30 protein-coding genes are annotated in these 24,869 nt (G+C 60.3%); 5 read left to right on the forward strand and 25 right to left on the reverse strand.

The features are described from left to right. From E3O56_RS23165 to E3O56_RS23180, 4 genes are all read right to left on the reverse strand, one after another. A partial coding sequence (locus E3O56_RS23165) for an ATP-binding cassette domain-containing protein (protein WP_248129065.1) occupies positions 1-346 on the reverse strand: 346 nt, incomplete at its 3' end. Then, complete coding sequence (locus E3O56_RS23170; RefSeq protein ID WP_032879876.1) at positions 343-1,323, reverse strand: substrate-binding domain-containing protein; 981 nt, start codon at positions 1,321-1,323, stop codon at positions 343-345. The genes E3O56_RS23170 and E3O56_RS23165, both read right to left, overlap by 4 nt. Positions 1,324-1,355: 32 nt before the next feature. Further along, positions 1,356-2,177: an SDR family oxidoreductase gene (locus E3O56_RS23175; RefSeq protein WP_032879874.1), complete on the reverse strand. Its 822-nt coding sequence runs from the start codon at positions 2,175-2,177 to the stop codon at positions 1,356-1,358. A gap of 148 nt (positions 2,178-2,325) precedes the next feature. Continuing rightward, positions 2,326-2,805, reverse strand: a complete 480-nt coding sequence (locus tag E3O56_RS23180) for a GNAT family N-acetyltransferase (RefSeq protein ID WP_005790497.1) — start codon at positions 2,803-2,805, stop codon at positions 2,326-2,328. A gap of 189 nt (positions 2,806-2,994) precedes the next feature. Between E3O56_RS23180 and E3O56_RS23185 the strand changes: the two genes are divergently transcribed. The 4 genes from E3O56_RS23185 (at position 2,995) to E3O56_RS23200 (ending at position 5,362) form a co-directional block, all read left to right on the forward strand. Continuing rightward, a complete protein-coding gene (locus E3O56_RS23185) occupies positions 2,995-4,191 on the forward strand; it encodes an MFS transporter (protein WP_248091900.1) in 1,197 nt (398 codons plus the stop codon). A gap of 85 nt (positions 4,192-4,276) precedes the next feature. Continuing rightward, complete coding sequence (locus E3O56_RS23190) at positions 4,277-4,615, forward strand: hypothetical protein (protein ID WP_005790501.1); 339 nt, start codon at positions 4,277-4,279, stop codon at positions 4,613-4,615. Positions 4,616-4,666: 51 nt separating this feature from the next. Further along, entirely contained in the window at positions 4,667-4,933 is a 267-nt protein-coding gene (locus tag E3O56_RS23195) for a hypothetical protein (RefSeq protein WP_005790502.1), read from the forward strand. 48 nt (positions 4,934-4,981) lie between these two features. Next, a complete protein-coding gene (locus E3O56_RS23200; RefSeq protein WP_032879873.1) occupies positions 4,982-5,362 on the forward strand; it encodes a hypothetical protein in 381 nt (126 codons plus the stop codon). A gap of 116 nt (positions 5,363-5,478) precedes the next feature. Here E3O56_RS23200 and E3O56_RS23205 read toward each other — a convergent pair whose 3' ends face one another. From E3O56_RS23205 to E3O56_RS23300, 20 genes are all read right to left on the reverse strand, one after another. Beyond that, positions 5,479-6,396 carry a PfkB family carbohydrate kinase gene (locus E3O56_RS23205; protein ID WP_103735499.1) on the reverse strand — a complete coding sequence of 306 codons (918 nt, stop codon included), beginning with the start codon at positions 6,394-6,396 and terminating at the stop codon, positions 5,479-5,481. Further along, the gene (locus E3O56_RS23210) at positions 6,389-7,855 is read right to left on the reverse strand and encodes a cytosine permease (protein WP_248129066.1); all 1,467 of its coding nucleotides are present in this window, start codon (positions 7,853-7,855) and stop codon (positions 6,389-6,391) included. The genes E3O56_RS23205 and E3O56_RS23210 overlap by 8 nt, the downstream gene beginning before the upstream one ends. Positions 7,856-8,043: 188 nt before the next feature. Then, on the reverse strand, positions 8,044-9,045 hold the full coding sequence (locus E3O56_RS23215) for an ADP-ribosylglycohydrolase family protein (protein ID WP_248129067.1): 1,002 nt from the start codon (positions 9,043-9,045) through the stop codon (positions 8,044-8,046). Further along, positions 9,042-9,755: a GntR family transcriptional regulator gene (locus tag E3O56_RS23220; RefSeq protein WP_078822091.1), complete on the reverse strand. Its 714-nt coding sequence runs from the start codon at positions 9,753-9,755 to the stop codon at positions 9,042-9,044. The genes E3O56_RS23215 and E3O56_RS23220 overlap by 4 nt, the downstream gene beginning before the upstream one ends. Before the next feature lie 70 nt (positions 9,756-9,825). Next, complete coding sequence (locus tag E3O56_RS23225) at positions 9,826-10,386, reverse strand: DUF1285 domain-containing protein (RefSeq protein WP_032879868.1); 561 nt, start codon at positions 10,384-10,386, stop codon at positions 9,826-9,828. Between the two features lie 17 nt (positions 10,387-10,403). Next, entirely contained in the window at positions 10,404-11,009 is a 606-nt protein-coding gene (locus tag E3O56_RS23230) for a DUF4823 domain-containing protein (protein WP_005790515.1), read from the reverse strand. Positions 11,010-11,108: 99 nt separating this feature from the next. Continuing rightward, entirely contained in the window at positions 11,109-12,077 is a 969-nt protein-coding gene (locus E3O56_RS23235) for a radical SAM protein (protein ID WP_005790516.1), read from the reverse strand. Between the two features lie 138 nt (positions 12,078-12,215). Then, a complete protein-coding gene (locus E3O56_RS23240; protein WP_032879867.1) occupies positions 12,216-12,881 on the reverse strand; it encodes a TetR/AcrR family transcriptional regulator in 666 nt (221 codons plus the stop codon). 444 nt (positions 12,882-13,325) lie between these two features. After that, on the reverse strand, positions 13,326-14,111 hold the full coding sequence (locus E3O56_RS23245; protein WP_248129068.1) for a TatD family hydrolase: 786 nt from the start codon (positions 14,109-14,111) through the stop codon (positions 13,326-13,328). Between the two features lie 63 nt (positions 14,112-14,174). Continuing rightward, positions 14,175-15,164 carry a DNA polymerase III subunit delta' gene (locus tag E3O56_RS23250; RefSeq protein ID WP_032879865.1) on the reverse strand — a complete coding sequence of 330 codons (990 nt, stop codon included), beginning with the start codon at positions 15,162-15,164 and terminating at the stop codon, positions 14,175-14,177. Further along, complete coding sequence (gene tmk / locus E3O56_RS23255) at positions 15,157-15,789, reverse strand: dTMP kinase (RefSeq protein ID WP_032879864.1); 633 nt, start codon at positions 15,787-15,789, stop codon at positions 15,157-15,159. Before tmk ends, E3O56_RS23250 begins: the two co-directional genes overlap by 8 nt. Before the next feature lie 19 nt (positions 15,790-15,808). After that, entirely contained in the window at positions 15,809-16,930 is a 1,122-nt protein-coding gene (gene mltG, locus E3O56_RS23260) for an endolytic transglycosylase MltG (RefSeq protein ID WP_032879863.1), read from the reverse strand. A gap of 1 nt (position 16,931) precedes the next feature. After that, positions 16,932-17,747 carry an aminodeoxychorismate lyase gene (gene pabC, locus E3O56_RS23265; RefSeq protein WP_248129069.1) on the reverse strand — a complete coding sequence of 272 codons (816 nt, stop codon included), beginning with the start codon at positions 17,745-17,747 and terminating at the stop codon, positions 16,932-16,934. Continuing rightward, on the reverse strand, positions 17,747-18,991 hold the full coding sequence (gene fabF, locus E3O56_RS23270) for a beta-ketoacyl-ACP synthase II (RefSeq protein WP_248129070.1): 1,245 nt from the start codon (positions 18,989-18,991) through the stop codon (positions 17,747-17,749). Before fabF ends, pabC begins: the two co-directional genes overlap by 1 nt. A 128-nt stretch (positions 18,992-19,119) precedes the next feature. Beyond that, positions 19,120-19,356 (reverse strand): acyl carrier protein, encoded by a 237-nt coding sequence (gene acpP, locus E3O56_RS23275; protein ID WP_003175607.1) that lies wholly within the window; start codon positions 19,354-19,356, stop codon positions 19,120-19,122. Between the two features lie 191 nt (positions 19,357-19,547). Next, a complete protein-coding gene (fabG, locus tag E3O56_RS23280) occupies positions 19,548-20,291 on the reverse strand; it encodes a 3-oxoacyl-ACP reductase FabG (RefSeq protein WP_005790544.1) in 744 nt (247 codons plus the stop codon). A gap of 24 nt (positions 20,292-20,315) precedes the next feature. Further along, positions 20,316-21,254 carry an ACP S-malonyltransferase gene (gene fabD, locus E3O56_RS23285; RefSeq protein ID WP_032879861.1) on the reverse strand — a complete coding sequence of 313 codons (939 nt, stop codon included), beginning with the start codon at positions 21,252-21,254 and terminating at the stop codon, positions 20,316-20,318. A gap of 126 nt (positions 21,255-21,380) precedes the next feature. Continuing rightward, positions 21,381-22,391: a phosphate acyltransferase PlsX gene (gene plsX, locus E3O56_RS23290; RefSeq protein ID WP_032879860.1), complete on the reverse strand. Its 1,011-nt coding sequence runs from the start codon at positions 22,389-22,391 to the stop codon at positions 21,381-21,383. 4 nt (positions 22,392-22,395) lie between these two features. Then, complete coding sequence (gene rpmF / locus E3O56_RS23295; protein ID WP_003179396.1) at positions 22,396-22,578, reverse strand: 50S ribosomal protein L32; 183 nt, start codon at positions 22,576-22,578, stop codon at positions 22,396-22,398. A gap of 13 nt (positions 22,579-22,591) precedes the next feature. Beyond that, entirely contained in the window at positions 22,592-23,122 is a 531-nt protein-coding gene (locus tag E3O56_RS23300; RefSeq protein ID WP_005790551.1) for a YceD family protein, read from the reverse strand. A gap of 105 nt (positions 23,123-23,227) precedes the next feature. On the opposite strand from E3O56_RS23300, the gene E3O56_RS23305 reads away from it, so the two are divergent. Further along, entirely contained in the window at positions 23,228-23,806 is a 579-nt protein-coding gene (locus tag E3O56_RS23305; protein ID WP_032879859.1) for a nucleoside triphosphate pyrophosphatase, read from the forward strand. Positions 23,807-23,879: 73 nt separating this feature from the next. Here the strand turns inward: E3O56_RS23305 and E3O56_RS23310 are convergent, their stop codons facing one another. Then, positions 23,880-24,863 (reverse strand): S49 family peptidase, encoded by a 984-nt coding sequence (locus E3O56_RS23310; RefSeq protein ID WP_078822095.1) that lies wholly within the window; start codon positions 24,861-24,863, stop codon positions 23,880-23,882. Positions 24,864-24,869 lie beyond the last annotated feature (6 nt).

Genomic DNA, 24,869 nt, shown 5'->3' on the forward strand with positions numbered 1-24,869 from the left:
CGCGGTTGACCACACCGAAACGCGTCGGCAAGTGCCCGAGGAACAGGTTCTCGGCCACGCTCATTTCCGGCACCAAATGCAGTTCCTGGTGGATCACCGCGACACCGTTGGCGATGCTGTCGGCAGCGCTCTTGAACGCCATGACCTGCGCGCCGATCTGCACGCTGCCGCTGCTGGGAATGTAGGCGCCGCCGAGGATTTTCAGCAGCGTCGACTTGCCCGCACCGTTCTCGCCCATCAGGGCGTGCACCTGCCCGGGGTGGGCGGTGAAGCTGATGCCGTGCAGCGCCTTGACCCCGGGAAAGGTTTTGCCGATAGCGTCAAAACGCAGGGCCGCAGCGGTCATTTCCACAACCCGATTTTGGTCAACTCTTCCTTGAAGTTCTCGCGGGTGATCAGGGTGACTTCGTCCATGGCGGTGTACTTCGGTGGTTCAGTGCCTTTGGTGACCCACTCGTACATCATCAGTGCGGTGTTATAGCCCTCGATGTGCGGGCTCGGCAGCATGGAGCCGAAGAAACCGCTGTCGGCTTTCTTCAATTCGCCAATGGCGTCGGTGCCATTGATGCCGATGCCGATGACGTTGGCCGCCTTGAAGCCGGCACTTTCGGTGGCGCGCACGCCGCCCAGTACCGTGTTGTCGTTCATGCCGCCGATGATCAGGTTCTTCGCCCCGCTCGGCAGCTTGACCAAGGCCGAGTTGGTGGCGTCCATGCTGCCGGGTACGTCGAGGGTTTTAAGCGCGGCGGTGAGGATGTGATCCTTGGGAATACCGGCGTCTTCCAGGGATTTGATCGAGCCGTCGGTGCGCTTCTTGCCGGTGTCGAGTTCGTTGAAGGTGTTGATCACCGCATAAGTGTCCTTCCAGTCCCAGCCGCGTTTTTTCGCTTCGGCGGCCATGGCGGCCCCTTGTTTCTGGCCCACTTCAAACGCGGCCATGCCCAGGTACGGCACGTCTTCCATGAAGTTGCCCTTGGCATCGACAAAGCGGTCATCCACGGCCATGACTTTCAGGCCATTGACCTTGGCCTTGGCGACAATGGCCGGGCCCAGGGACACGTCCGGTGGGCAGATCACAAAGCCCTTGGCACCGTTGGCGGCGAGGCTGTCGATGGCCGAGAGGGTTTTCTCGCCATCGGGCACGGCGATCTTGATCACGGTGAAGCCATGCTCCTTGCCGGCTTTTTCGGCGAAGGCCCATTCAGTCTGGAACCACGGCTCTTCGGCCTGCTTGACCAGGAAGCCGATCTTCACTTCTTCAGCCGATACAAAGCCGCTGAACACCATCGCCAGCGCCACAGCGCCAAGAGTCTTCTTGAACATGAACCACCTCTTTCTTGTTATTGGAAAACGATTTAGTCGTGGTACATCACCGAACGCCCGCCATCGATCATCAGGCACGTGGCGTTGATAAAGGGTGCCTCGTCGGTCGCCAGGAACAGCGCGGTCATCGCCACCTCAATGGGTTGGCCGATGCGCTTGGGCGGGTGCAGGTCAAACGCGCGCTGGCGTTCGGCGTGGGGGTCGGGGAAGCCGTTCCAGTAGTCGACGTTAAGCTGGGTTTCGATATAGCCCGGGGCGATAGCGTTTACGCGGATACCCTTGGGCGCGTATTCGATGCCCAGGGCGCGAGTGAGGCCGAGCAGGCCATGCTTGGCGACAGGATAAGGAAAGCAGCCGGGGATGATGTGGCTGGAATGGGTGGAGGCAATATTGATGATGTTGCCGATGCCCTGCTCGATCATGTGCGGCAGCACCGCACGGCAACCGTACCAGGCGCCATCAAGGTCGATGGCGAAACAGCGGCGCCAGTCCTCGTCGGTCATTTCCAGCGGGTCGCGAAACACATTGACCCCGGCGCAGTTGACCAGTACGTCCACCCGGCCAAAGCGCTCGATGGCGAGATTGACCAGCGCCTGCCATTGCTCTTTGGAGGTGATATCTACAGGTTGTGCGCAAATCTCGGCGCCACGTTCGCGCCAACAAGCGGCTACTTTCTCGACTTTTTCAGCCTGGATGTCCGCAATAACCAGTCGCGCCTGCTGGGCCTGGAAGCAAGCCACGATCGCCTCGCCAATACCTTGCGCAGCGCCGGTGATGATCACCACCTTGTTCTTCAGCCGCTCGCCGTAAGTCGGCTCGGGCACGGCAGGTAGGGACAACGGTTGTGCCTGCATCGCTTCACCTGTTTTATTTTTGGTAGTGAGTGCTGATGCAGGCGACTATAAACCCAGACCTTGAAATATCTCAATATATAAATTTGCATCCCATATTGTGAGCGAAAGCAAAAAAAACCGGCCATTGATAGCCGGTTTGGAATGTCGGTCAGCCTTGGGCAAAATCCCTCAGCGCCTCGCCTTCCATGCGATAGCGCACCCACTCCTCCTGAGGCTGGGCACCGATGGATTTGTAGAAGGCAATCGCTGGTTCATTCCAGTCCAGCACGCTCCACTCGAAACGCCCACAGCCGTTATCGCAGGCGATCTTCGCCAGGTGGCGCAACAGCTTCTTGCCCGCTCCGCCGCCGCGTTGCTCCGGGTTGATATACAAGTCTTCCAGGTACAGGCAGTTGCTGCCCAGCCAGGTGGAGTAGCTGAAAAAGAACACGGCAAAACCAATCGGCAAACCGTCGCGCAGGCAGATCAGGCCATGGGCGGTAGCGCCCTCGCTGAACAGGCTGCGCTCGATATCCACCACGCTGGCGATCACTTCGTGCCGGGCTTTCTCATATTCGGCAAGCTCGGTGATGAAACTCAGGATCTGCGCAGCATCGCTGGGTACGGCGGGGCGAATCTCGATGGTCATGGGCGCGCCTTGGGCAATTTCAAAGCCCACATACTAAGGCGGTTTGATGACCGATTGCAGCGCAATTTCATGCCGACCGAAGTGTTTTTACTCCGCCCCAGAGTAATGCCAGCACCAGTAATCACAGAACAATCCCCATGAGCGCCCATGGTAAACAAGCGGCATAATTCCAACATTCAGGTCCTGCTCATGCCCACCACGTCTGCAGTTGGCGCGAAGACATTCGCGCTGTTCTGCCTCGCCAGTTTCTTATTGTCGCTGTCCTATGGCTCGACCTTTTTGCTGTCACTGCTGATTCATTCACGCGGCGGCAACGAGCACGACGCCGGCAGTATCATTGCCACGGCAATGCTCAGCACCTTTGTGGCGGTGGTCGTTTCCGGGCACCTGGCGGATGCGCTGGGCGCAGCGCGAGCGATTGCGGGCACGGGTGTGATGCTGGTGGTGGCCTGCCTCGGGTTTGCCCTGTCCCCCGGGTTTGGCCAGGGCCTGATGCTGTTCGGGTTATCCCTGGGCTTGGGCTGGGGCGTGTTCTATACCCTGGGGCCGATCATCGTGACGCTGCTGGTGCAACCCCAGCAGCGCGCCAAGTATTTTGCCCTGCTGTCCGGCAGCATGTTGAGCGGGATCGGTTCCGGCCCGTTGCTCGGGCGCGCCGCCACCGCGCTGGGCTTGCCCCTGACGACAGCGTTCTACATTGCCGGGTTGGCCAGCCTTGCCGGGGTTGTGATGTTCTGGCGCATGGGCGCGCAGTTCAAACAGCACGCAAACGTGCCGGCGTCGAAGATTACCTGGACAGCAAGCCGCCGCGTGCTGACGTCCAAGGCAGCGTTCGCCATCTTGATGGTCGGCCTGGGTGGCTGCGTGTTTGGTGGGTTGTCGTCATTCCAGACCAGCTATGCGCTGGCCCATCAGCTGGATTATTCACTGTTCTTCGCAGGTTTCCTGACTGCTGCGATTACCAGCCGGCTGTTGATCGCCGGCTTTGTGGTCAAGCGTGATGCCTATCAGGCTGCGTGCGTATTGTCCGGCGTCATGTTTGGCGCGGTTGCGCTATTCGCGTTCGGGGTGAGCGGTAACTTCAGCTATCTGGTGGCTGCCGCCACGCTGGGGGTCGGGTATGGCCTGACGTACTCGGTGATCAATGGGCTGGTGGCCAGTGAAGCACCCAGCGGCACCATGTCCCAGGCGTTATTGCTGTTCAGCCTGGCGTACTTTATCGGCGTCTTCGGGTTCCCGTGGCTCGCGGGCAAAATGATTGTCGAATTCGGCCTGTCGACGATGCTGTTGAGCGTACTGGTCATCGCGGCACTGAACTGGTCGATCACCGTGGCGCGCCTGATCGTGCGGCGAGTATCGATACATAAAGTGATACAGGTGAACTGATACCGTTCGTCGCCATCAAGGCACGAACAGCAAAGGGTGGCTGACCAATAAAGGGTAAGGACATTAATCATATGGAGACACCCTCATGAAAAACTCCAAATTTGCTGCCCTCGCCCTCACCGGCCTCCTGTCCGCTGCGTCCCTGAGCGCCTTTGCGGCGACTTCGTCGACCGGCCCCACCGACCCAACGCCCGACGCGACGACTGAATCGCAGAAATCCATGGGCACTGGCCTGGATACAAACGGCGGCGCGATCATCGACAACACCAACGGCGCCGACCCTCACACCCAGGGCCATGATACCCAGCGCCAGGCCCCGGCTGCGGTCGGTAACGGCAAAATGGGCCCCTCGGTCAATGAGCCGAAGATCAATAAAGGCGACGACTCGAATCTGCCAGGTGCACCGAAACAACCAGCGCCTTGATACATCCCTGGCAACACCGACACCCGATCATTTCCCAGTGAAGAGGTACGCATGAACGTCGATAGAAACCTTGAAAAAGAAGTCCTCACCCGCCTGCTGCACGCTCATCCCCAGGGCTTGGGCAAGGAGGTACTGGACAACTACCGCGGTGAGAAAGAAGTCGCCAGTGTCTTGGCGTTTCTGCAAGACCGCGGGCTGATCAAGGATGGGCATGTGACCACCGACGACGCCGGTGAATACTCGTTGAACCTGCCGATCAAGCTCACCGCCTCGGGTGTGGATGAGGCCCGCAAGCTCGACGGTGCAGGCCCTCGGTAAGTCATTTCTGGTCTGGCCCTGCGACCGGGGCCAGAAGGAGTTTTAGCGATGCCTCGTGGAAGCAAAGCCAAATACACCGCCGAACAGAAACGCAAGGCCGCTCATATCGAAGACAGTTATGAGCACAAGGGATTGTCCAAGGAAGAAGCCGAAGCCCGGGCCTGGGCCACCGTCAACAAGCAGTCCGGCGGCGGTGAAAAGGCCGGCGGCTCGGGCCAGCATAAAGCGCCGGCGAAGAAATCCCAGGACCGGCAGGAGTCGGCCAAGCGTGCGGCAGCTAGCCGTGAGGGGCACCCGCGCAGCAGTGGGGCTTCGTTGGGTACGCAAACCAAGGAGGGCCTGATGAAGGAGGCGCGAGCCAAGAACATTCCGGGCCGCTCGACCATGCGTAAACATGAATTGATCCAGGCGTTGAAAAAAGCAGGCTAAACATAGATTCAAAATGTGGGAGGGGGCTTGCCCCCGATTGCGGTGGGCCAGCTATAGATAAGCTGGCTGATACACCGCTATCGGGAGCAAGCCCCCTCCCACATTTTGACGTGTGTTTATTCCCTGAGTAGTGCATCGACCTCGGCAGTGGCAGGTGATGTGGCCGGCCCCCAACGCGTCACCGCCAACGCCGCCGCAGCATTCGCTCGACGCGCCGCCTCGACAGGTTTCAAGCCCTGCGCCAAGCCGGCAATAAACACCCCTGCGTGCGCATCCCCCGCACCGTTGCTGTCGACCGCTTGCACCTTGAAACCGGGTACATGTTCAATTTCAGCCGTGCGCCCTACCCAGCAACCATTGGGCCCATCACGTACGACCAGCAAGGTTTGCGCAGGCAGATGTCGACTCAACGCAGGCAACGCCGCGGCGATCTCAGGGGCACCGGTAAACGCCAGAGCTTCCGGGCCATTGCTGGTCCAGATATCGATACGTGGCAACAACGCACGCATCAAGACTGAATCCGGCGCCTTGACCAGCGGTCCAGGATCGAACACCACTACGATCTCTCGCGGCAGCGCCAGCAGCCAGTCGATCAACGGCTGCGCCTTGCCCTCAAGGAGCAGGCTGTAGCCACTGACGTACACGTAGTCATCGGCGAGCGGGACGATCCTGGCCAAATCTTCGGCACTCAATTCGCCTTCGGCGCCGATATGGGAAATGAACGTACGCTCAGTGGTGGCCTCGGTCAGGGACACACACAAACCAGTGTCCTTCTCGTTGCTCGCAGTCAATGCCATTTCAATCTTTTCAGCCTGCATCGCGGCGCGAGCCAAGTCACCAAACCGGCCATTGCCGTGGCGCCCAAGGTAGACCACCGACATCCCATTGCGCCGCGCCGCCGCCATGACGTTGAAGCCACCGCCCGCTTCGAAACTGGCAGATTTGGCCAGTACGTCACCGCCAGTTGCCGGCAGGGTGTCGAGGGCCATGACCAGGTCGACAATGACCTGGCCGGTATGCAGCAATCTAGGCATGGGTACCCTCTACCAAAGCCGGGCGACGATCAGACGCGCCGCCCAGTACCGCATAAAGGCCGCCTGCGACCAGGAAGGTGACGACCCAGCCCAGGCCGTTGTGGCCCAACCAGGAGTCGGACAGCGGCCCGGCGAACCAGATATTTTGCGCGGTGGTGCCGATGGTGGTGAAGCAGAACCCCAGCACGATAGCCACGGCCCAGGCGCCGAAGGCACGCCACTCCACACCGCCGCGATACCAGTAAGCGCTGCTCGGACTGACATCCAGCAAGTCCTTGGGGCTGTAGTAATGCCGGTGTATCAGGTCGACCACGAAGATCCCGACCCACGCCGTAATCGGCACCGCCAGCAACGAAATGAAGGTGATGAACGGGCCATAGAAGCTGTCGGCGATCAGCATGAAATAGATGGAACCGGCGAAGATCGCCACGATATCGACAATCACCGCGTGCACGCGCTTGACCTTCAGACCCAGGGTCAGGGTGGTAAGGCCGGCCGAATATACCGACAGATTGTTCGACAGCAACAGCCCGCCGAATGCGGTGATCAGGTAAGGCACCGCCATCCAGGTGGGCAGCATGTCGCGGATCGCGATGATGGGGTCGGTGGCCGACGCCAGGTCGTCGTTACCCACCGACAGCAGGCCACCAAGGGTAATCAGCAACACCAGCGGGATGCCCGCGCCAAAGGCGGCGCTGGCCACCAGGCGCACAGCCTTGACGCTGCGGTGCTGGTAGCGCGACATATCGGCACCGGCGTTGGCCCACCCAATGCCGGTGCCGGCGGCCATGGTGCCGACGCCGATGATCATCGCGCTCAACGGCGCAGGTGTGGCATTGAACACCGCGCTCCACTCGATAGTGGCACACAGAAAGCCGCCCACCAGGATATTCAAACCGCCAAATACATAGGTGGCCCACTTCTGGATCACCAGCAGCGTGGCGTGGCCGAGGCCGGATACCGCCAGGGTCAGCAGTACAAAGATGGCGATGAAGATCAACGTGAGTACGGGGGCGCTTTTCGCCTCTACCGCCGAACCGAACAGGATCGAACACAAGGACAGCAACACAAAGGCGGCCGTGGTGGTGTTGACGGTTTCCCAACCCAGGCGCGACATCAGCGAGACCACCGTCGGGCCGATATTGCCGCGTACGCCAAAGATAGCGCGGGATAACGTCAGGCTGGGCGCGCGACCACGACGGCCGGCGATGGAGATGATGCCCACTACCGCGAAGGAACCCGCTGCGCCAAGGATTGCGACGATGATCGCCTGCCAGATGGCCAGGCCCCGAAACGCGACCAACGTCGCACCGAGCGGCAAGCCGAGGATGCTGATATTGGCGGCAAACCATACCCAGAACAGTTGCAGCGGATGGCCGTTGCACTCGCCTTCCGGGACCGGCTCGATGCCGCGTGTTTCCAACTGCCCGGCGCTTTGGCCACTAGAGGTGCTGCTCATGAAGGGGTGCTCCTGGTGCCTGTATTGTTGTGGTTGTGGCAGCGAGTCGAATCTTTATCCAGTCTTCCTGACTCAACGCTTTTTAATGTGGGAGCTGGCTTGCCTGCGATTGGGGTGTGTCAACCAGCCCAGCAGCCACTGGAAAACCGCTGTCGCAGGCAAGCCAGCTCCCACATTTAGTTCCGTGTTTATCGCAAGGCCAATAACGCTTGGACCAGCGGCTGCAAGTCCAGGCCATTGACCTGCTTGACCTGCTCGATCAGCGCCTCTGGCCAGCACTGCATCCCCAGGCACGCGCCGAGCATGGCCCCCAGGATCGCGGCGATCGTGTCGGTGTCGCCCCCCAGGCTGGCGGCCAGGCACAGTGCTTCGAAGGCATTCATATCGCCGGACGCGACTTGCTGCGCCAGGGCGAACGACACCACCACCGACTCCTGCGAGGCAACAGACGTCCCGATCAATTCGTAGAGCAAATCGGCAAACAGGGCCTTGTCATCGCTGCCGACACTCAGGGTGCGGGCCCAGCTGATGCGGGTGGAAATGCGTCCACCGGCCACCCAGTGGCCATGGCTTTCAGCCTGCTGGGCAATCTGAATGCCGATGTTCAAAGCTTCGCCCAGGTCCACGCCATTGATACCGGCGGAGACCACCGCCGCCACGGCCGCGGCACTGGAGATACCCAGGCTGGTGTTATGGGTGACCTGGCAAGCCTGGATCACCGCCTGGATAAACGAGGCTGTCTCGCTGACATCGGCGGCGATGCCCACCGGGGTGATGCGCATGGCCGCACCATTGGTGGTGCCGTAGCGTCCGGACTCTTGCGGCGTATGGCCAGCCAGGATCATATCGATCGCCCGTTTGGTCGACGGCCCGAGCAGGTCCTGGGAACCCTTGGCGCGCATTCCCGCTTCCCAGTCGATCAGGCGCCGGGCAAGCACGGCAGGTTCGATCTGGCCTTGGCCTTGCACCAGCAACTCAGCGACCAGGATGGCCTGCTCGGTGTCATCGGTAATGGAACCGGCGGGCATGTTCGGTGCAATGGGCTGGTCGGCGTCGGCGTCTTCCAGGGCGGTGATGGCTCCGAAGCGCGCTTTCACCTGTTCGCGGCTCAAGGATTGTGTGGGCATACCCAGGGCGTCGCCCAGGGCCAAGCCGTAGAAGGCACCGAGTGCGCGGTCTTCCCAGGTCATTTGGCAGCTCCAAACTGCAGATGCAGGCGAAAGTGCAGCGGGTCGAGCAAACTTTCGACATGCTCCATGAAGCGTTCGCGACGGTCGTAGGTGGTGCGCGAAGCCTTGAGAAATACCGTGCCGGCAGCGCGCCCGAGCAATTGAGCATCTTCATCGCTCAGGGGCTCGGCGCCGATCCACTGGTCACCTTCGGCGCCCACATAACCGTAGGCCGCCAGGGTGATAGTCAGGGAATCATCGATCAGGCCAATGCGGGGCAGGCTTTCCAGGCCGCCCACTGCTGGCATCAACGAACGCTCCAGAGACACCGCAACGCCATCGGCCGTGTTCCGGCGGCGATCCAGGGCAATAAATTGATCGGTGCCGAAACGGCTGAACAAGTCCGGGCGCGTCACCGCTTCGAAACGCAGCACGTCGGTGCTCACCTGAGCCCCCGTGTCTGCCAGGGCCTGGGCCCAACCGCTGCGTTGGTCGAGGACCATGCCATCAAAGGTGACGATGGAGCCGACGCCACTCTGGGTGGCGATATAGTTACGGCGCTTGAGCTCGGCCAGCGCCTCGCGCAACGTGCCACGGCTGACCGCAAACTCCTCGGCCAACTGGTGCTCACCCGGCAATAGCAAACCGTCGGCCATGACCCCACCTTCGATACGGCGGATGAGCTCGTCGACGACGCGTTTTTTCTTATCAAATCGAACATGTCTAATCATGTACAAATTGATAACCGAAAGCAGGCATTTACAGCAAGGAGATTATTTCAGGGTGAAGGCAAAATCAGCCTCAGGGTTCCAGGCCGATGGGGAAAAACTCCCCTGCACTCCATACGCCAAGCCAGTTCTGACCGTTGATCGGACGAGTCACCGCCAGCTCCACCAATTGGTAGAACACGTTGCGATGCACGAGGGCTTCAAGGTTGGTGCGAACTCGCACGTAGGGTGCAGGTTCCTGGGTGACAGGGTCCGTCACCACCCGCAAGGGGTGTTCGAGGCCGGCCTCGACCTGCTCGTCGACGTTGGTGGTAAAGCGCAATACCTGGCTTTCGCCCTGCCCTTGCACGTCCAGGGTTACCGCCACAAATGGCGCATCATCGACGCTGATGCCGACTTTCTCTACCGGCGTCACCAGGAAATAATCATCGCCGTCTCGGCGCAGGATATTGGAAAACAGTTTGACCATCGGCTTTCGCCCGATAGGCGTGCCCTGGTAAAACCAGGTGCCGTCGCGGGCAATGCGCATGTCGATGTTGCCGCAAAAATCCGGATTCCACAGATGCACCGGTGCCGGCCCCTTGCCCTTGGGCAGTTGGGCCAATAGGTCATTGGCCTTGGCGGAATCGGTCATGGGGGTTCTCCTCAGGTCTACTGATTGCTCATGCCCAGCAAGCCTCGGGCGTATTGCGCCAGGGGGCGGGCAATCAGATCTTGTGGCGATGTGTCGTGGAACGTCAGTAAACCGCCACGACTGCGAATACGTGCAGTATCAATCAAATACTGGGTGCTGGTCTCGATCAACATGACCTGGATCACACCGCTGTCCAGCCCCAGGCGGTCCAGAGCTTGCTGGTCGGTCCACTCATCGGCATTGCCGATACGGTCATCGGCTGCCGCAAAACGGCAATACAGCAGGTAGTGAGCCCCCGCCTCGCGGGCTTCGGCCATGGCCTGCTCGAGACCTTCGGGTTGGCGGGCACGACGGACCATGGGGAAATATTCGACGAAACCGTTGAACGCTTCCTCGGCGACCACGTTGGGTCGCGGGTACGCGCTGCCCGGCGGCACGAAGGCGCCCTGGGCGATAAATACAAAGGAATCCGGCTGTATGCGCACCGAGGCCGTACGCCGGGTGTCGCTATGGTCCAGCAGCCCGGCATCGCTCATCTGATAGCGAGTGCCTTCGGCCATATCGCTGACGGTCATACAACCACTCAGGGCCAACGCCGCCAACAGTAAAACCAGACTACGCATCCTAATCCTCCAGAAGCCGGTGACGGAAAACCGGCGAATGGGCGTGAGATGCAGGTTCTGCGCCAGCTTGAAGGACAACACATTGAGGCATGCGCGACCTTAGCCGCCAATGATCTTCATGATTGTCGCTCCGCCCGAAAAGGCCACTTCCTGCTTGTCGCCCAGCGCCTTCATCAACAAGCCCTGCAAGGCCGGCAATGCCTGATGGCGCGGTTGATCAAGCAAGTCACCGACGTAGTGGCGATTGCTTGAGGACAAGCAACCATGCAGCCAGCCCGTGGAGGACAACCGCAACCGCGAACACGTACGACAGAACGGTACACTTTCGTTGGCGATCACGCCGAAGAAGCCTTTGCCCGGTACTTCGTAGCGTACGGCGGTAGCGTCAACGGGCGCGTTGGCTTGCAGGTATTCGTGGCGCTCACCGATCAGGCTGAGCAATTGCTGCAAGCTGACAAATTGCTGGAGGAACGCGTTGGAGTCTTTCGCCAGGTGCCCCATGCGCATCAATTCGATAAAGCGCAACTCGTAGCCACGCTCCAGGCAGTAATCAAGCAGAGGCATCACCTGATCCAGGTTCTGGCCACGCAATGGCACCATGTTGACCTTGATCTTGATGCCGGCCGCGCTGGCCTGGTCCATGCCATCGAGCACGGTGGCCAGGTCGCCGCCACGAGCGATGCTGCGAAAGGCGTCGGCATCCAGGGTATCGAGGGAGACATTGATACGCCGAATGCCGGCATCCACCAGCAACGGCAGTTTGCGCGCCAGCAATTGGCCGTTGGTCGTGAGGCTGATGTCGCTGAGGCCCATCTGCCCTACCGCGTCCATGAACGCTTCCAGCTTGGGGCTCACCAGCGGTTCGCCGCCAGTGATGCGCAGGCGTTCGATGCCCGCCGCTTCAATCAGGTAAGCCACGCCCCGGGCCATGGCCGCGGCCGAGAGTTCGTCCTGGGCAGCCACCAGCCGCTTGCCGTCAGGCACGCAGTAGGTACACGCGTAATTGCAGGCTGAGGTCAGGCTGATCCGCAAATTGCGAAAACGCCTGCCTTGACGATCAACGATCATGGATCACTCCGGCAGAAGATAATTCGGGCGCACTAAAAACTGACTCATAAATCAGCTTTTAGCAAGGTCCTTGCCTGAGTATATTCCTGGGTTAATACCCTGGCAGTAAATCATTGCCCCATCACTGCAGCGAATAACTTACGTAGCCGGGGTCTCATCACCTTTTTCAGGGCCAGGCAGTTCAGTGCTGTGCTTGCGCTTGTTGCCCATGCGCACGCCGATGTCCATCAGGAACTGGAAGAAACCTTCCTGGTCCTCCAGCACATTGCTCCAGAACGGCGAGTGATACAGCGCCACGGCGCCATGCACCAGGGCCCAGGCGGCGCAGTAGTGGAAATACGGCGGCACGTCTTCAAGCTTGCCTTCACTGATGCGCCCCTTGATCAGCAGGGTCAGGCGTTCGAAGTTCGAGGCGCGGATCTTGTGCAGCTCCTCGACCATTTCCGGCACCTGGTGCCCCTTGACCACCTTCTCTTCCAGGCGGTCGAACAGGCGGTAGCGCTGCGGGTCACGCATACGGAACTCGAAGTAAGCGCGAGACAGCGCTTCCTTGTCCTTGTCGACATCGGCCGAGTGCAGCAGCTCGTTCAAGTCGCGCTCGTAGTCGAGCATCAGGCGCAAGTAGATCTCGGCCTTGGATTTGAAGTGCTTGTAGATGGTGCCCTTGCCGATACCCACGGCATCCGCAATCATCTCTACCGTGACGCTGTCTTCGCCCTGTTCGAGGAATAACTTGAGTGCGGTGTCGAGAATTTCCTGCTCACGGCGGCGAAACTCACGGACCTTACGGGGTTCTTTGTGCATGAGGAAGAAGTCTGCAAAGGTCGGAATAGGGAGGGTTGCGCAGGGCCACAGATACGTGGCGATACGATTTACCCGATGCGAGGGATTATCCCGACTGAACGGTCGTTGGGCAATGTCTATGTGAACCCGCGATGCACTTAACTTTCAATACGCCAACGTTTTTATCGATATCAGTCAGAAATAGACGCACCACCTGAAGCTGCCCACCTGCTCAATGAGAACTCAAGCTAAGCGGGCGTATTCCAAATCTGTTTAAAAAACGATCAGATCTGACTGGACTGAATCGGATACTGATCAATACTTCAACTGTCGCCGCGACATCTCCCCCAAGTGACGCGACGACCTGGGTACCGACGGACTGCGTGCCCTTGTTTTACTCCTAATGGTCTTAGCCCGGATTCACCCCCCAGAACCCGGGTTTTTTTTGCCTGCGATTCAGCCGTACTATCCGGCTACATGGGCCAACGGAAACAGGCGTTTGAAGTTTTCGGTGGTCTGCTCAGCGAAGCGCTCGTACGACTCGCCGCGCAGCATCGCCAAGTAATCGGCCACGTCACGCACATATTCAGGCAGGTTTGGCTTGCCGCGATGGGGAATAGGTGCCAGGTACGGCGAGTCGGTTTCCACCAGCAGGCGATCGGCTGGCACTTGGCGAGCCACGTCGCGCAGCGCGTCGGCGTTGCGAAAGGTGACGATACCCGACAGGGAAATATAGAACCCCAGGTCCAGAGCAGCCTTGGCCATGTCCCAGTCTTCGGTAAAACAATGCAACACACCGGCCTGCGGCAGCGCGGCTTCGCGCAGCAAGGTCAAGGTATCGGCGCGGGCCCCCCGGGTGTGGACGATCACCGGCTTGCCGGTCTGCTGGGCGGCTTGCAAGTGCAGGCGGAAAGAGGCCTGCTGCAACTCGGCGGCTTCAGGCTCGTAGTGGTAGTCCAGGCCGGTTTCGCCAATGGCCACCACCCGTGGATGGTTGAGTTCGCCCAATAGCCAATCCAGAGCCGGGGCTTCGCCGGGCTTGAGGTCCAGCGGGTGGATGCCCACCGAGCAATCCACATCGGCGTAGCGATCAGCCAGGGCTTTGACGTCGCCGGCGTTTTCAGCGCTGACGCCGATGCACAGAAAGTGCCCTACCCCACGCTGGCGTGCAGCTTCAAGGGCGGCGTCGAGGGAACCGCCGTGCTGGGCAAGGTCAAGGCGATCAAGATGGCAATGGGAATCTACGAGCATAGGAAGTCAGGGCTTAATTCACGAAAAGGGTCTGGCCAACCATACACCTGTCGGCCCCGGAAATTAACGGCGCCCGAGCAGGCCAACCCACTGCACCAGCAGCGCCTCAAGCAACAGCACGCGGTTGAGGTTGGCCTTGCCGAGTACCTTCTGGCGCTGAGCAAGAATCCAGTCCTGGATGTTCAGCACTTTGTCCTGGGCACTTTTCTGCGCGAGGTATTGCACCACCTTGCGCATATCCGCCAGGCCAAGGCCGTTTTCATCCTGGGTCAGTTGGTAGCGCAGGATCAGGCTGGACCAGTCGCAGAACCAGTCGAACAACAGCAGCAGGGGAATATCCTTCCAGGCGCTTTCGGCCAGTTGCGTGGCGGACAGCTCCTGCTTGAGCAGCTTCTTCACACCCTCCACAACCAGTGCCCGTTGCTCACGCACGCCCTGGGCTTGCAGCTTCACGGCTGCCAGGGGTGAACCGGCCGCCAGGGTCAACAACTCGACCCGTTCCTGCTCGGTGCACTCCGGCAACGCCTGCGCCAGCCATTGCAGGCTCATGGCCTCGCTCGGCAACGGGCACGCCTGCTGTACGCAGCGGCTGCGAATCGTCGGCAACAAACGGCTGGACTGATGGCTCACCAGCAAGAGCACGGTGTCGCCGGACGGTTCTTCAAGGCTTTTGAGCAAGGCGTTGGCGGCGTTGATGTTCATCGCCTCGACTGGCTCGATCAGCACCACTTTGCGCCCGCCCATCTGCGCGGTCTGCACTACGAAGCTGACGAGGTCGCGTACCTGGTCGACCTTGATCGCCTTGTCGGCTTCCTCGGGCTCCAGCACATAGTTGTCCGGGTGACTGCCAGCCTTGAGCAGCAGGCAGGATTTGCACTCGCCACACGCCTGCAGATTGACCGGGCGCTGGCACAACAGGCTAGCCATCAAGCGCTCGGCGAGGTGACGTTTACCGATGCCCACGGGGCCATGCAGCAAATAGGCATGGGCGTGCTGGGCACGACCGGCCAGTTGCTGCCACAAGCTGTCCTGCCACGGGTAGGACTCAGCCACGAGTGCGCTCCAGCAGAGTCGGCAACAGCGCATCGATGGCCTGTTGCACCTGGTTCAACGGCTGCGCCGCATCGAGCAGGTGATAACGCGCCGGCTCAGCCTTGGCGCGCTGCAGGAAAGCGCTGCGCACCGCGTCGAAAAATACCGGGCCTTCCAGTTCGAAACGATCCAGGCGACCGCGAGCGCTGGCGCGGGCCATGCCCACTTCCACGGGCAGATCGAACAGCAGGGTCAAATCCGGACGCACATCGCCCTGTACGAAGGTTTCAAGGGTGGCGATACGCTCTACTGACAAGCCTCGGCCACCGCCCTGGTAGGCGTAGGTGGAATCCGTGAACCGATCACAAATCACCACGGCGCCGCGTGCCAGCGCGGGGCGAATCACTTCGGCCAGGTGTTGGGCTCGGGCGGCAAATACCAGCAGCAGCTCGGTGTCCGGGTTCATTGGCTCATCACCCGGGGCCAACAGCACTTCGCGTATACGCTCGGCCAGCGGCGTACCGCCCGGCTCGCGGGTCAGCACCACTTCGACGCCCTGCGCACGCAGGCGCTCGGCCAGGTAGTCGCGGTTCGTGCTTTTACCGGCACCTTCCGGGCCTTCCAGGGTAATAAACAAGCCAGTCACAGGCAGTCCTTAGTCAGAGTCATTGCGGGCTTTGCGGCGCGGTACTGTCCGGCGCGGGCTCAATCGGTGCCTCGGCAGGTGCGGTTGCATCTTCCAGCGGTTTCACCACCGGCGCCGGGCTGGAGCGGTAATCGCCACGCCGCTTGAGCTGGAACTCGCGCACGGCGGCATTATGGGCATCCAGGTTATCCGAGAAAATATGGCTACCGTCGCCACGGGCGACAAAATACAGGCTGCTGCCCGGCACCGGGTTCAGCGCTGCATGGATCGCCTCGCGACCGACCATCGCAATAGGCGTGGGCGGCAGGCCGGCGATCATATAGGTGTTGTAGGGGTTGGCTTCCTTGAGGTGGGCGCGGGTCAACTTGCCGTTGTAGCGCTCACCCAGGCCGTAAATCACGGTGGGATCAGTCTGCAGCATCATGCCGATCTTCATGCGGCGCACGAACACACCGGCAATCTGCCCACGCTCTTGCGGCACGCCGGTCTCCTTTTCCACCAGGGACGCCATGATCAGTGCCTGATAAGGGTCGGTGTACGGCGCATCGTCGGCACGCTTGCTCCACTCCTGGGCGAGCACATCGTCCAGGCGGTTGTAGGCTTTTTTCAGGAATTCGACATCGGTCATGCCGCGTACAAAACGGTAGGTGTCAGGGAAGAAACGCCCTTCCGGAAACTCACCCGCATGGCCGAGCTTGTCCATCACTTCGCTGTCAGTCAGGCCAGGAAGGGTCTGAACGATTTTTTCATGCTTGGCCAGGGCGGTGCGCACCTGGCGGAAATTCCAGCCCTCCACCAGGGTCAGGCTGTATTGCACCACCTCGCCGCGCTGCCACAGGCCGATCAAGCCTTCGGCAGTGAGGCCGGGTGTCATGCGGTATTCGCCGCTGTGCAGTGGCTGGCCTTCAAGGTTGAAGCGCCAGTACAGGCGTAACCAGAATGCATCGTCGAGTACACCGTCGGCTTCCAGACGATTGAAAGTACCCGTCGGGGTAGCGCCAGCCGGCACGTCGAGCAACTGCTCCTGGGGCAGCTTCAGGGGCTGCTTGAGGGCAGAGTCGAGTTTCCAGGCCGAAAAGCCCACGAGCAACGCTGCCGAGACCAGGCTGATCTGCAGCAGTAACACCAGTTTTCGTATCAACTCAAATATCCAATAGCGCGCGAACAATACCCTGCAGTTTACGGGTGAGCGGCCCAACCGGCCAGCTCATCGCAGCGCATCCACGCACCGGCCAAATGCCATATACGCTGTTGCAGACAAAGACTTCATCGGCCTGCTGCAACTGCTCAATATTGATGTCGGCCACGACCACCGGGACGCCCAGCGCATGTGCCTGGGCCAGCAGTTCGGCGCGCATCACCCCGGCCACGCCGCAACGGGTCAGATCAGCGGTTAGTAACAAGCCGTTGCGCACCAGGAACAGGTTGCTGAACACGCCTTCGATCACCCGCCCGGACATATCCAGCATCAGGCCTTCGGCATGTTCGGTATCTTGCCATTCGGCACGGGCGATCACTTGCTCCAGGCGGTTGAGGTGCTTGAGACCGGCCAGCAGCGGCTGCTCAGCCAAGCGCGTGGTACAGGGGAACAGGCGGATGCCTTCGATTGCATGGGCGGGCGGGTAAACAGCGGGCGCACTGCCCTGCAAGATACGACGCACCGGGGCGCCAGGGTTGATGCCATAACCGCGCAGGCTGTCGCCACGGGTGAGGATCAACTTGAGGACACCGTCACCCAGCGCAGCGGCGAAGCCAAGCACTTCGTTGCGAATCAACCCGTGATCGGCCACCAGTGCCAAGCGCCTGCAACCCTCTTCCAGGCGTTGCAGGTGACGGTCGAGCAGCAACGGCTGCCCGGCCTTGACGGCGATGGTCTCGAATATCCCATCGCCATACGCCAGGCCACGATCTTTCAGGGGCACGCTGCCCGCCGGCTGACCGTCGACCCAGCTGTGCATCACTCGGCAAACCGGCGGAACACCAGGGAGCCGTTGGTGCCACCAAACCCGAACGAGTTGGAGATCACCACGTCGATCGGCATCGGTTGCGCTTCGTGGGGCACGAAGTTCAGGTCGCAGCCTTCGTCCGGCTCATCAAGGTTGATGGTCGGCGGAGCGACCTGATCCTTGATCGCCATTACACTGAAGATCGCCTCGACCGCGCCCGCCGCACCCAACAGGTGGCCGGTCATGGACTTGGTGGAGCTGACGGCCAGCTTGTAGGCATGTTCACCGAACACCGACTTGATGGCTTCGGCTTCCGCCAGGTCGCCGGTCGGCGTCGAAGTACCATGGGCGTTGATGTACTGCACCTGGTCAGGGTTGACCTTCGCATCGCGCAGTGCATTGGTGATGCAGCGCGCAGCACCGGCACCGTCGGACGGTGGCGACGTCATGTGATAGGCATCGCCGCTCATGCCAAAGCCGATCAACTCGGCGTAGATGGTGGCGCCACGCGCCTTGGCGTGCTCCAACTCTTCCAGCACCAGGGCACCGGCGCCGTCAGACAGCACGAAGCCATCACGGCCCTTGTCCCACGGACGGCTGGCTCGGGTGGGCTCGTCATTGCGGGTCGACAACGCACGGGATGCACCGAAGCCACCCATGCCCAGGCCGCAGGCGGCCATTTCAGCGCCACCGGCGATCATCACATCCGCTTCGTCATAAGCGATGTTGCGCGCCGCCATGCCGATGCAGTGGGTGCCCGTGGTGCACGCCGTTGCGATGGCGTAGTTAGGCCCTTGTGCACCCAGGTGGATGGACAGGAAGCCGGAAATCATATTGATGATCGAGCCGGGCACGAAGAACGGTGAAATTCGACGCGGGCCGGAATCGTGCAGCGTGCGGCTGGTTTCTTCGATATTGGTCAAACCGCCAATACCCGAGCCCATTGCCACGCCGATGCGCTCACGGTTGGCGTCGGTGACTTCCAGGCCAGCGTTACGCACTGCCTGAAAACCGGCGGCCAGGCCGTATTGAATGAACAGGTCGAGCTTGCGGGATTCTTTGATCGAGAGGTACTCCTCGACATTGAAGCCCTTTACCGAGCCGCCAAAACGGGTGGAATAGGCAGAAAGGTCCGTGTGTTCGATCAGACCAATACCACTGTGGCCAGCCAGAATGCCCTGCCAACTGCTCGGCACATCCGTGCCCAGTGGCGACAACATACCCATACCGGTGACTACGACGCGTCTACGCGACACAGCACTCTCCTTTTTCTAATGACGACACTTCGATTCGCAGCTTACTTTTCATCACCGCCTAAAGAAAAAACCGCACGCCGTTACAGCAGTGCGGTTTTTCCCTGACAGCAAGCGACGACTACAAACTATTACGCCTGGTGGCTGGTAACGTAGTCGATGGCAGCTTGAACAGTAGTGATTTTTTCAGCTTCTTCGTCCGGGATTTCGGTCTCGAATTCCTCTTCCAGAGCCATCACCAGCTCAACGGTGTCAAGGGAATCGGCACCCAAGTCTTCTACGAAGGAAGCAGTGTTGACCACTTCTTCTTCCTTAACGCCCAGTTGCTCGGCAACGATTTTCTTGACGCGCTCTTCGATGGTGCTCATACCTTGTTTAACTCCTAATGGACAAATTCAGGCAGCTGGCCAGTGGGTAAGTGTATAGAAAGCCATTTCAGCTTTTCAACTGAAAGCTTCACCCTGTACCCGGTCGGCCACCTGCCTATAAATTAAGTTGCAGCTTTATAACGGATTTTAGACAGCTCGTATGACATTTTTTTGAAGCGATCCGTCACAATTTAACTCATGTACATCCCGCCGTTCACCGGGATTGTAGCCCCAGTCACGTATGCCGCACCGTCGGATGCCAGGAAAGTGACCACATTCGCGATCTCTTGAGCCTGGCCCAGACGGCCCAGCGGAATCTGCGTCAGCAGCGCTTCACGCTGTGCTTCCGGCAGTTCGCGGGTCATATCGGTGTCGATGAACCCTGGGGCCACCGAGTTGACCGTAATCGACCGCGAACCGACTTCACGTGCCAGTGCACGGCTGAAACCTTCCAGACCGGCCTTGGCGGAAGCGTAGTTTACTTGGCCTGCGTTGCCCATGGCACCCACTACGGAGCCAATATTGATAATTCGGCCCCAACGCGCCTTGGTCATGCCGCGCAAAACACCCTTGGACAGGCGGAACAGACTGTTCAGGTTGGTATCGACCACGTCGTACCACTCGTCGTCTTTCATGCGCATCATCAGGTTGTCACGGGTGATACCGGCGTTGTTCACCAGAATCGCCGGCGCACCGAACTGTGCAGTGATCTCGGCCAATACGGCAGCCACGGACTCATCGCTGGTCACATTCAGCTCAAGGCCGGTACCCTGCACGCCGTTTTCCTTCAGGGTCGCGGCGATACGCTCGGCGCCCGAGGCGGAAGTGGCGGTGCCGATCACAACGGCGCCCTGACGGCCCAGCTCCAGGGCGATGGCCTGGCCAATGCCACGGCTAGCGCCGGTAACCAGTGCAACTTTACCTTGCAGACTCATGCAGGCTTCTCCTAAGTACGGGATTCAGGCCAGTGCCGCGCGAGCGGCAGCGAAGGCTTCAGGGGTATTGAGGTTGGCGGTCGACACACCGTCGGCGCAGCGCTTGTTCAGGCCGGCCAGGACTTTGCCCGGGCCGCACTCGACCAACTCGTTGGCGCCGTTGGCAGCCAGGGTCTGGACCGATTCAACCCAGCGCACCGGCTTGTACAGTTGCTCCAGCAGGTCGCGCTTGAGGGTGTCGAGGTCGGCAGCCACGGCCGCGCTGACGTTCTGCACCAGCGGGATCTGCGGCGCCTGCCAGTTGATGGCCGCGATAGACTCGGCAAAGCGCTCGGCAGCCGGGCGCATCAGTTCGCAGTGGGACGGCACGCTCACCGGCAACGGCAGTGCACGCTTGGCACCCCGGGCCTTGCAGCCTTCGATGGCGCGCTCAACAGCCGCCTTGGCGCCGGCGATCACCACCTGCCCCGGGGAGTTGAAGTTCACCGCGCTGACCACCTCACCTTGCGCCGCTTCGGCGCAGGCCTCGATTACCACCGCATCATCCAGGCCCAGGATCGCGGCCATGCCGCCCTGCCCGGCCGGAACGGCTTCTTGCATCAACTGGCCACGACGCTCGACCAGCTTGACCGCTTCACCAAGGGTCAGACTGCCCGCCGCCACCAGGGCGCTGTATTCGCCCAGGCTGTGCCCGGCAACAAATGCCGGACGCGCCCCACCTTCTGCCAGCCACAAGCGCCACAGGGCGATCGAAGCGGTCAGAATGGCCGGCTGGGTTTTATCGGTTTGATTGAGCTGCTCTTCCGGCCCCTGCTGGGTCAGCGCCCACAGGTCGTAACCCAGGGCATCGGAAGCTTCCTTGAAGGTATCCAGGACCAGCGGGTATTGCGCGCCCAGCTCGGCCAACATGCCGAGGGACTGCGAACCCTGCCCTGGAAAGACGAATGCGAGGGATGTAGACATGTAACAAGCCCCTAATGATCTGGTCGTCAAAAATGCGCACTCCAACGGTGGGAGCGCGCGAAACTGACAGATTGGATGGTCAATTGAACTGGCCGGTCACATTTAAGCACTCCCGGGCCAATTCGCCTAAGGCAACAGATCCTCAAGACGGCCGTGCAGGCGTTGCGGCAGGTTTTCCTGTATCTCGATCAACGCCCGCGCAATCGCACTTTGAAACCCCTGCACGCCGGCCGAGCCGTGGCTTTTGACCACAATGCCCTGCAAGCCGAGAAAGCTCGCTCCGTTGTGCCGTGCCGGTGCCAGGTCGGCCTGCAAGCGGCGCATCAACGGCAGCGCCAGGGCACCGACCATGCGCGATACCAGGCTCTGCTTGAACAAGGCTTCGATACGCGTGGCAATCATGGTTGCCAAGCCCTCGCTCGACTTGAGCAGGATGTTGCCGACAAACCCGTCACACACCACCACGTCGGCTTCACCACGGTACAAGCCGTCACCTTCGACAAAACCTATGTAGTTCAAGCCCGGCGCGCCTTGCAACAACGTGGCGGCCAGCTTGACCTGCTGGTTGCCCTTGATGTCCTCGGTGCCGATATTCAGCAGGGCGACCCTTGGCCGGGCTACGCCCAGCGCTTCAGCGGCCACCGAGCCCATCACGGCGAACTGCAACAGGTGCTCGGCACTGCAATCGACATTGGCGCCCAAGTCCAGCAACTGGCAATAGCCCTTCTGCGTCGGGATCGCCGCCACCATCGCCGGGCGGTCGATACCCGGCAAGGTCTTGAGCACATGCCGCGACAAGGCCATCAACGCCCCTGTATTACCGGCACTGACACAGGCTTGCACCTTGCCATCACGCAGCAGCTCAAGAGCCACACGCATTGAAGAGTCGGGCTTGCCGCGCAAGGCTGCGGCCGGCTTTTCATCCATGCTGATGGTTTCGCTGGCGGGCGTAATGGTCAGGCGCGCGCGATCCACCGCCGGATGGCTGGCAATCAGTTCTTCAAGAAGGGTAGGTTGACCGACGAGGGTCAGGTGCAGCGAGGGCGTAGCAGACAGGCTGGCAATGCAGGCCTGAACAATGCTGCGGGGACCGAAGTCCCCGCCCATTGCGTCAATCGCGATGACTTGGGCAGACAAGTGATTACTCGTCAGCGCCCTTGTCGATCACTTTACGGCCACGGTATACGCCTTCTGGCGATACGTGGTGACGCAGGTGAACTTCACCAGTGGTCTTTTCCACGGACAGGGTGCTAGCCTCGAGAGCGTCGTGCGAACGGCGCATGTCACGGGCGGAGCGGGATTTTTTGTTCTGCTGAACAGCCATAATTGATTAACTCCTAAACGTTTGGGTCACGCTTTAACTGCGCCAATACACTGAACGGGTTGGACCGCGTTACCTCGTCCTCGCTCGGCTCGGCCTCGTCATCGAGACCCTCCGGCTGCTGGCATTCTTCCGGATGATGAGCAGGCACAATGGGCAAGGCGAGCAAAAGCTCCTCCTCGATCAGTGCATGCAGATCCAATGGATCTTCGCCCAGTTCCAGCACGTCATAACCTTTCGGCAACGACTGGGTATTCGCACCCTCTTTCACCACAGCATAACTGCATTCGCTGTGGATCGGCAGGGTGACCAGCTCAAGACAACGCTGGCAAACCATTTTGACTTCGGTGTCGATAAAGCTGTGGATTACCACAGACTTACGTTCATCTCGTTCAAAAACGAATTTAGCCTGCACCGTACCGACAGTGTCGGAAAGCGGGTCGCAGAGTCTCTCCAAATCGGCCAGCAGCACTTCACCTTGAAGGGTGGTGCCACGATCAGCCAATTTGCGCGGGTCAACGTGAGGTGGAATCGGGTCATTCAACATAGGCGCAGCATTATAGGGATGCACCCAGCCATGTCAAAGGAAATTCAGCCCTGTGCGTCAGCCGGTCGCGTCGCTAGAATCGGTGACTGCCTTGAGGAGACGTATATGCTGCCTTTATTACTCGCGTCCAGCTCGGTTTATCGCCGGGAATTACTGAGCCGCCTGCACCTGCCTTTCACCTGCAGCTCGCCGGATATCGACGAAAGCCACCGCCCGGACGAATCCGCCATCGAACTGGTAAAGCGCCTGGCCGAAGAAAAAGCCCGCGCCCTCGCCGCCAGCCATCCTGGCCATTTAATCATTGGCTCTGACCAGGTCGCTGCACTGGAAGGCCGGATCATCGGCAAGCCTCACACCTTTGAAAACGCCCGCGAACAGTTGTTGGCGGCCAGTGGCAAGCGTGTGAGCTTTCTTACCGGGCTGGCACTACTCAACAGCAACACAGGGCATTGCCAGGTCGACTGCGTGCCTTTCACGGTAACCATGCGCGAGCTGGATGCAGAGCGTATTGAGCGCTACCTGCGGATCGAGCAGCCCTATGACTGCGCGGGCAGCTTCAAGGCCGAGGGGCTGGGCGTGAGCCTGTTCCAAAGCACCGAAGGGCCGGATGCGACCAGCCTTGTCGGGCTGCCGCTGATTCGGCTGGTGGATATGCTGCTCGCTGAGGGCGTGCAAATCCCTTAAATACACCACCGGCCAAATGTGGGAGGGAGAAAGCCCCCCCTCCCACCTTTTGATCTACAGCAGGCTCGTGGTATCAGCGTAGCGTCGGGCCTTGGAAGCCCATGTACAGCGCAAGCTTCTCAGCCACGCTGGCGCCGAGCTTTTTGGAGAAGCGATCAAACGGCGATTCCTCGACTGTAAAATCCACCAACTCCTTCTCGCCAACCACATCCCGCGCCACCGAGCTGGCACTACCCAATCCGTCAATCAAGCCCAGCGGCAATGCCTGCTCGCCCGACCACACCAACCCGGAGAACAACTCCGGATGATCCTTATCCTTCAACCGGTCACCACGGCCCTGCTTGACGCTGGCAATGAACTGGCGATGAGTGGTATCGAGCACGCTCTGCCAAAACGCGGTTTCATCCGCCTTTTGCGGCTGGAAAGGATCCAGGAACGCCTTGTGCTCACCCGAGGTGTAGGTGCGACGCTCCACCCCCAGCTTCTCCATGGTGCCGACAAAACCGTAACCGGCCGCCGTCACACCAATGGAGCCCACCAGGCTGGCCTTATCGGCATAGATCTGGTCAGCGGCACTGGCGATGTAATAAGCCCCCGAGGCGCCCAGGTCGGAAATTACCGCGTAGAGCTTGGTATCCGGATGGAGTGCGCGCAGCCGGCGAATCTCGTCATACACATAGCCCGACTGCACAGGGCTGCCGCCAGGACTGTTGATACGCAGGATCACGCCCTTGACCTTGGGGTCTTCGAAGGCGGCGCGCAGGCTGGTGACGATATTGTCGGCACTCGCGGGCTCTTTGTCGGCAATCACACCGCGCACCTCAATCAGGGCGGTGTAGTGACTACCGCGGGTAGCGCTTTTTTCCATATCCATCAGCGGACTGAACAGCGCCAGCATCCCAAGCAGGTAAACAAAGGTCAGCAGCTTGAAAAAAATCCCCCAGCGCCGCGAACGACGCTGTTCCTGGACACTGGCCAGGAGGGTCTTCTCCAGCAGCTTCCAGCTTTTATCATCACTGCTTTCGGCCTTTTCGGGCGCTTTCCACTCGTCACTCATGCCATC

The organism is Pseudomonas sp. W2Aug9 (genome assembly GCF_023127755.1).
Taxonomy (GTDB): Bacteria; Pseudomonadota; Gammaproteobacteria; order Pseudomonadales; family Pseudomonadaceae; genus Aquipseudomonas; species Aquipseudomonas synxantha_A.

What these genes read in the sequence shown, in the direction of transcription:
- fabG (WP_005790544.1), bottom strand. Translation starts at nt 20,291, where the DNA reads ATGAGTCTGCAAGGTAAAGTTGCACTGGTTACCGGCGCTAGCCGTGGC.
- acpP (WP_003175607.1), bottom strand. Translation starts at nt 19,356, where the DNA reads ATGAGCACCATCGAAGAGCGCGTCAAGAAAATCGTTGCCGAGCAACTG.
- E3O56_RS23225 (WP_032879868.1), bottom strand. Translation starts at nt 10,386, where the DNA reads ATGACCGATTCCGCCAAGGCCAATGACCTATTGGCCCAACTGCCCAAG.
- E3O56_RS23195 (WP_005790502.1), top strand. Translation starts at nt 4,667, where the DNA reads ATGAACGTCGATAGAAACCTTGAAAAAGAAGTCCTCACCCGCCTGCTG.
- E3O56_RS23220 (WP_078822091.1), bottom strand. Translation starts at nt 9,755, where the DNA reads ATGATTAGACATGTTCGATTTGATAAGAAAAAACGCGTCGTCGACGAG.
- E3O56_RS23245 (WP_248129068.1), bottom strand. Translation starts at nt 14,111, where the DNA reads ATGCTCGTAGATTCCCATTGCCATCTTGATCGCCTTGACCTTGCCCAG.
- E3O56_RS23210 (WP_248129066.1), bottom strand. Translation starts at nt 7,855, where the DNA reads ATGAGCAGCACCTCTAGTGGCCAAAGCGCCGGGCAGTTGGAAACACGC.
- E3O56_RS23230 (WP_005790515.1), bottom strand. Translation starts at nt 11,009, where the DNA reads ATGCGTAGTCTGGTTTTACTGTTGGCGGCGTTGGCCCTGAGTGGTTGT.
- E3O56_RS23200 (WP_032879873.1), top strand. Translation starts at nt 4,982, where the DNA reads ATGCCTCGTGGAAGCAAAGCCAAATACACCGCCGAACAGAAACGCAAG.
- E3O56_RS23310 (WP_078822095.1), bottom strand. Translation starts at nt 24,863, where the DNA reads ATGAGTGACGAGTGGAAAGCGCCCGAAAAGGCCGAAAGCAGTGATGAT.
- E3O56_RS23185 (WP_248091900.1), top strand. Translation starts at nt 2,995, where the DNA reads ATGCCCACCACGTCTGCAGTTGGCGCGAAGACATTCGCGCTGTTCTGC.
- E3O56_RS23240 (WP_032879867.1), bottom strand. Translation starts at nt 12,881, where the DNA reads ATGCACAAAGAACCCCGTAAGGTCCGTGAGTTTCGCCGCCGTGAGCAG.
- fabD (WP_032879861.1), bottom strand. Translation starts at nt 21,254, where the DNA reads ATGTCTACATCCCTCGCATTCGTCTTTCCAGGGCAGGGTTCGCAGTCC.
- E3O56_RS23215 (WP_248129067.1), bottom strand. Translation starts at nt 9,045, where the DNA reads ATGACCTGGGAAGACCGCGCACTCGGTGCCTTCTACGGCTTGGCCCTG.
- rpmF (WP_003179396.1), bottom strand. Translation starts at nt 22,578, where the DNA reads ATGGCTGTTCAGCAGAACAAAAAATCCCGCTCCGCCCGTGACATGCGC.
- E3O56_RS23300 (WP_005790551.1), bottom strand. Translation starts at nt 23,122, where the DNA reads ATGTTGAATGACCCGATTCCACCTCACGTTGACCCGCGCAAATTGGCT.
- E3O56_RS23235 (WP_005790516.1), bottom strand. Translation starts at nt 12,077, where the DNA reads ATGATCGTTGATCGTCAAGGCAGGCGTTTTCGCAATTTGCGGATCAGC.
- E3O56_RS23180 (WP_005790497.1), bottom strand. Translation starts at nt 2,805, where the DNA reads ATGACCATCGAGATTCGCCCCGCCGTACCCAGCGATGCTGCGCAGATC.
- pabC (WP_248129069.1), bottom strand. Translation starts at nt 17,747, where the DNA reads ATGCACAGCTGGGTCGACGGTCAGCCGGCGGGCAGCGTGCCCCTGAAA.
- E3O56_RS23190 (WP_005790501.1), top strand. Translation starts at nt 4,277, where the DNA reads ATGAAAAACTCCAAATTTGCTGCCCTCGCCCTCACCGGCCTCCTGTCC.
- E3O56_RS23305 (WP_032879859.1), top strand. Translation starts at nt 23,228, where the DNA reads ATGCTGCCTTTATTACTCGCGTCCAGCTCGGTTTATCGCCGGGAATTA.
- E3O56_RS23170 (WP_032879876.1), bottom strand. Translation starts at nt 1,323, where the DNA reads ATGTTCAAGAAGACTCTTGGCGCTGTGGCGCTGGCGATGGTGTTCAGC.
- E3O56_RS23205 (WP_103735499.1), bottom strand. Translation starts at nt 6,396, where the DNA reads ATGCCTAGATTGCTGCATACCGGCCAGGTCATTGTCGACCTGGTCATG.
- E3O56_RS23175 (WP_032879874.1), bottom strand. Translation starts at nt 2,177, where the DNA reads ATGCAGGCACAACCGTTGTCCCTACCTGCCGTGCCCGAGCCGACTTAC.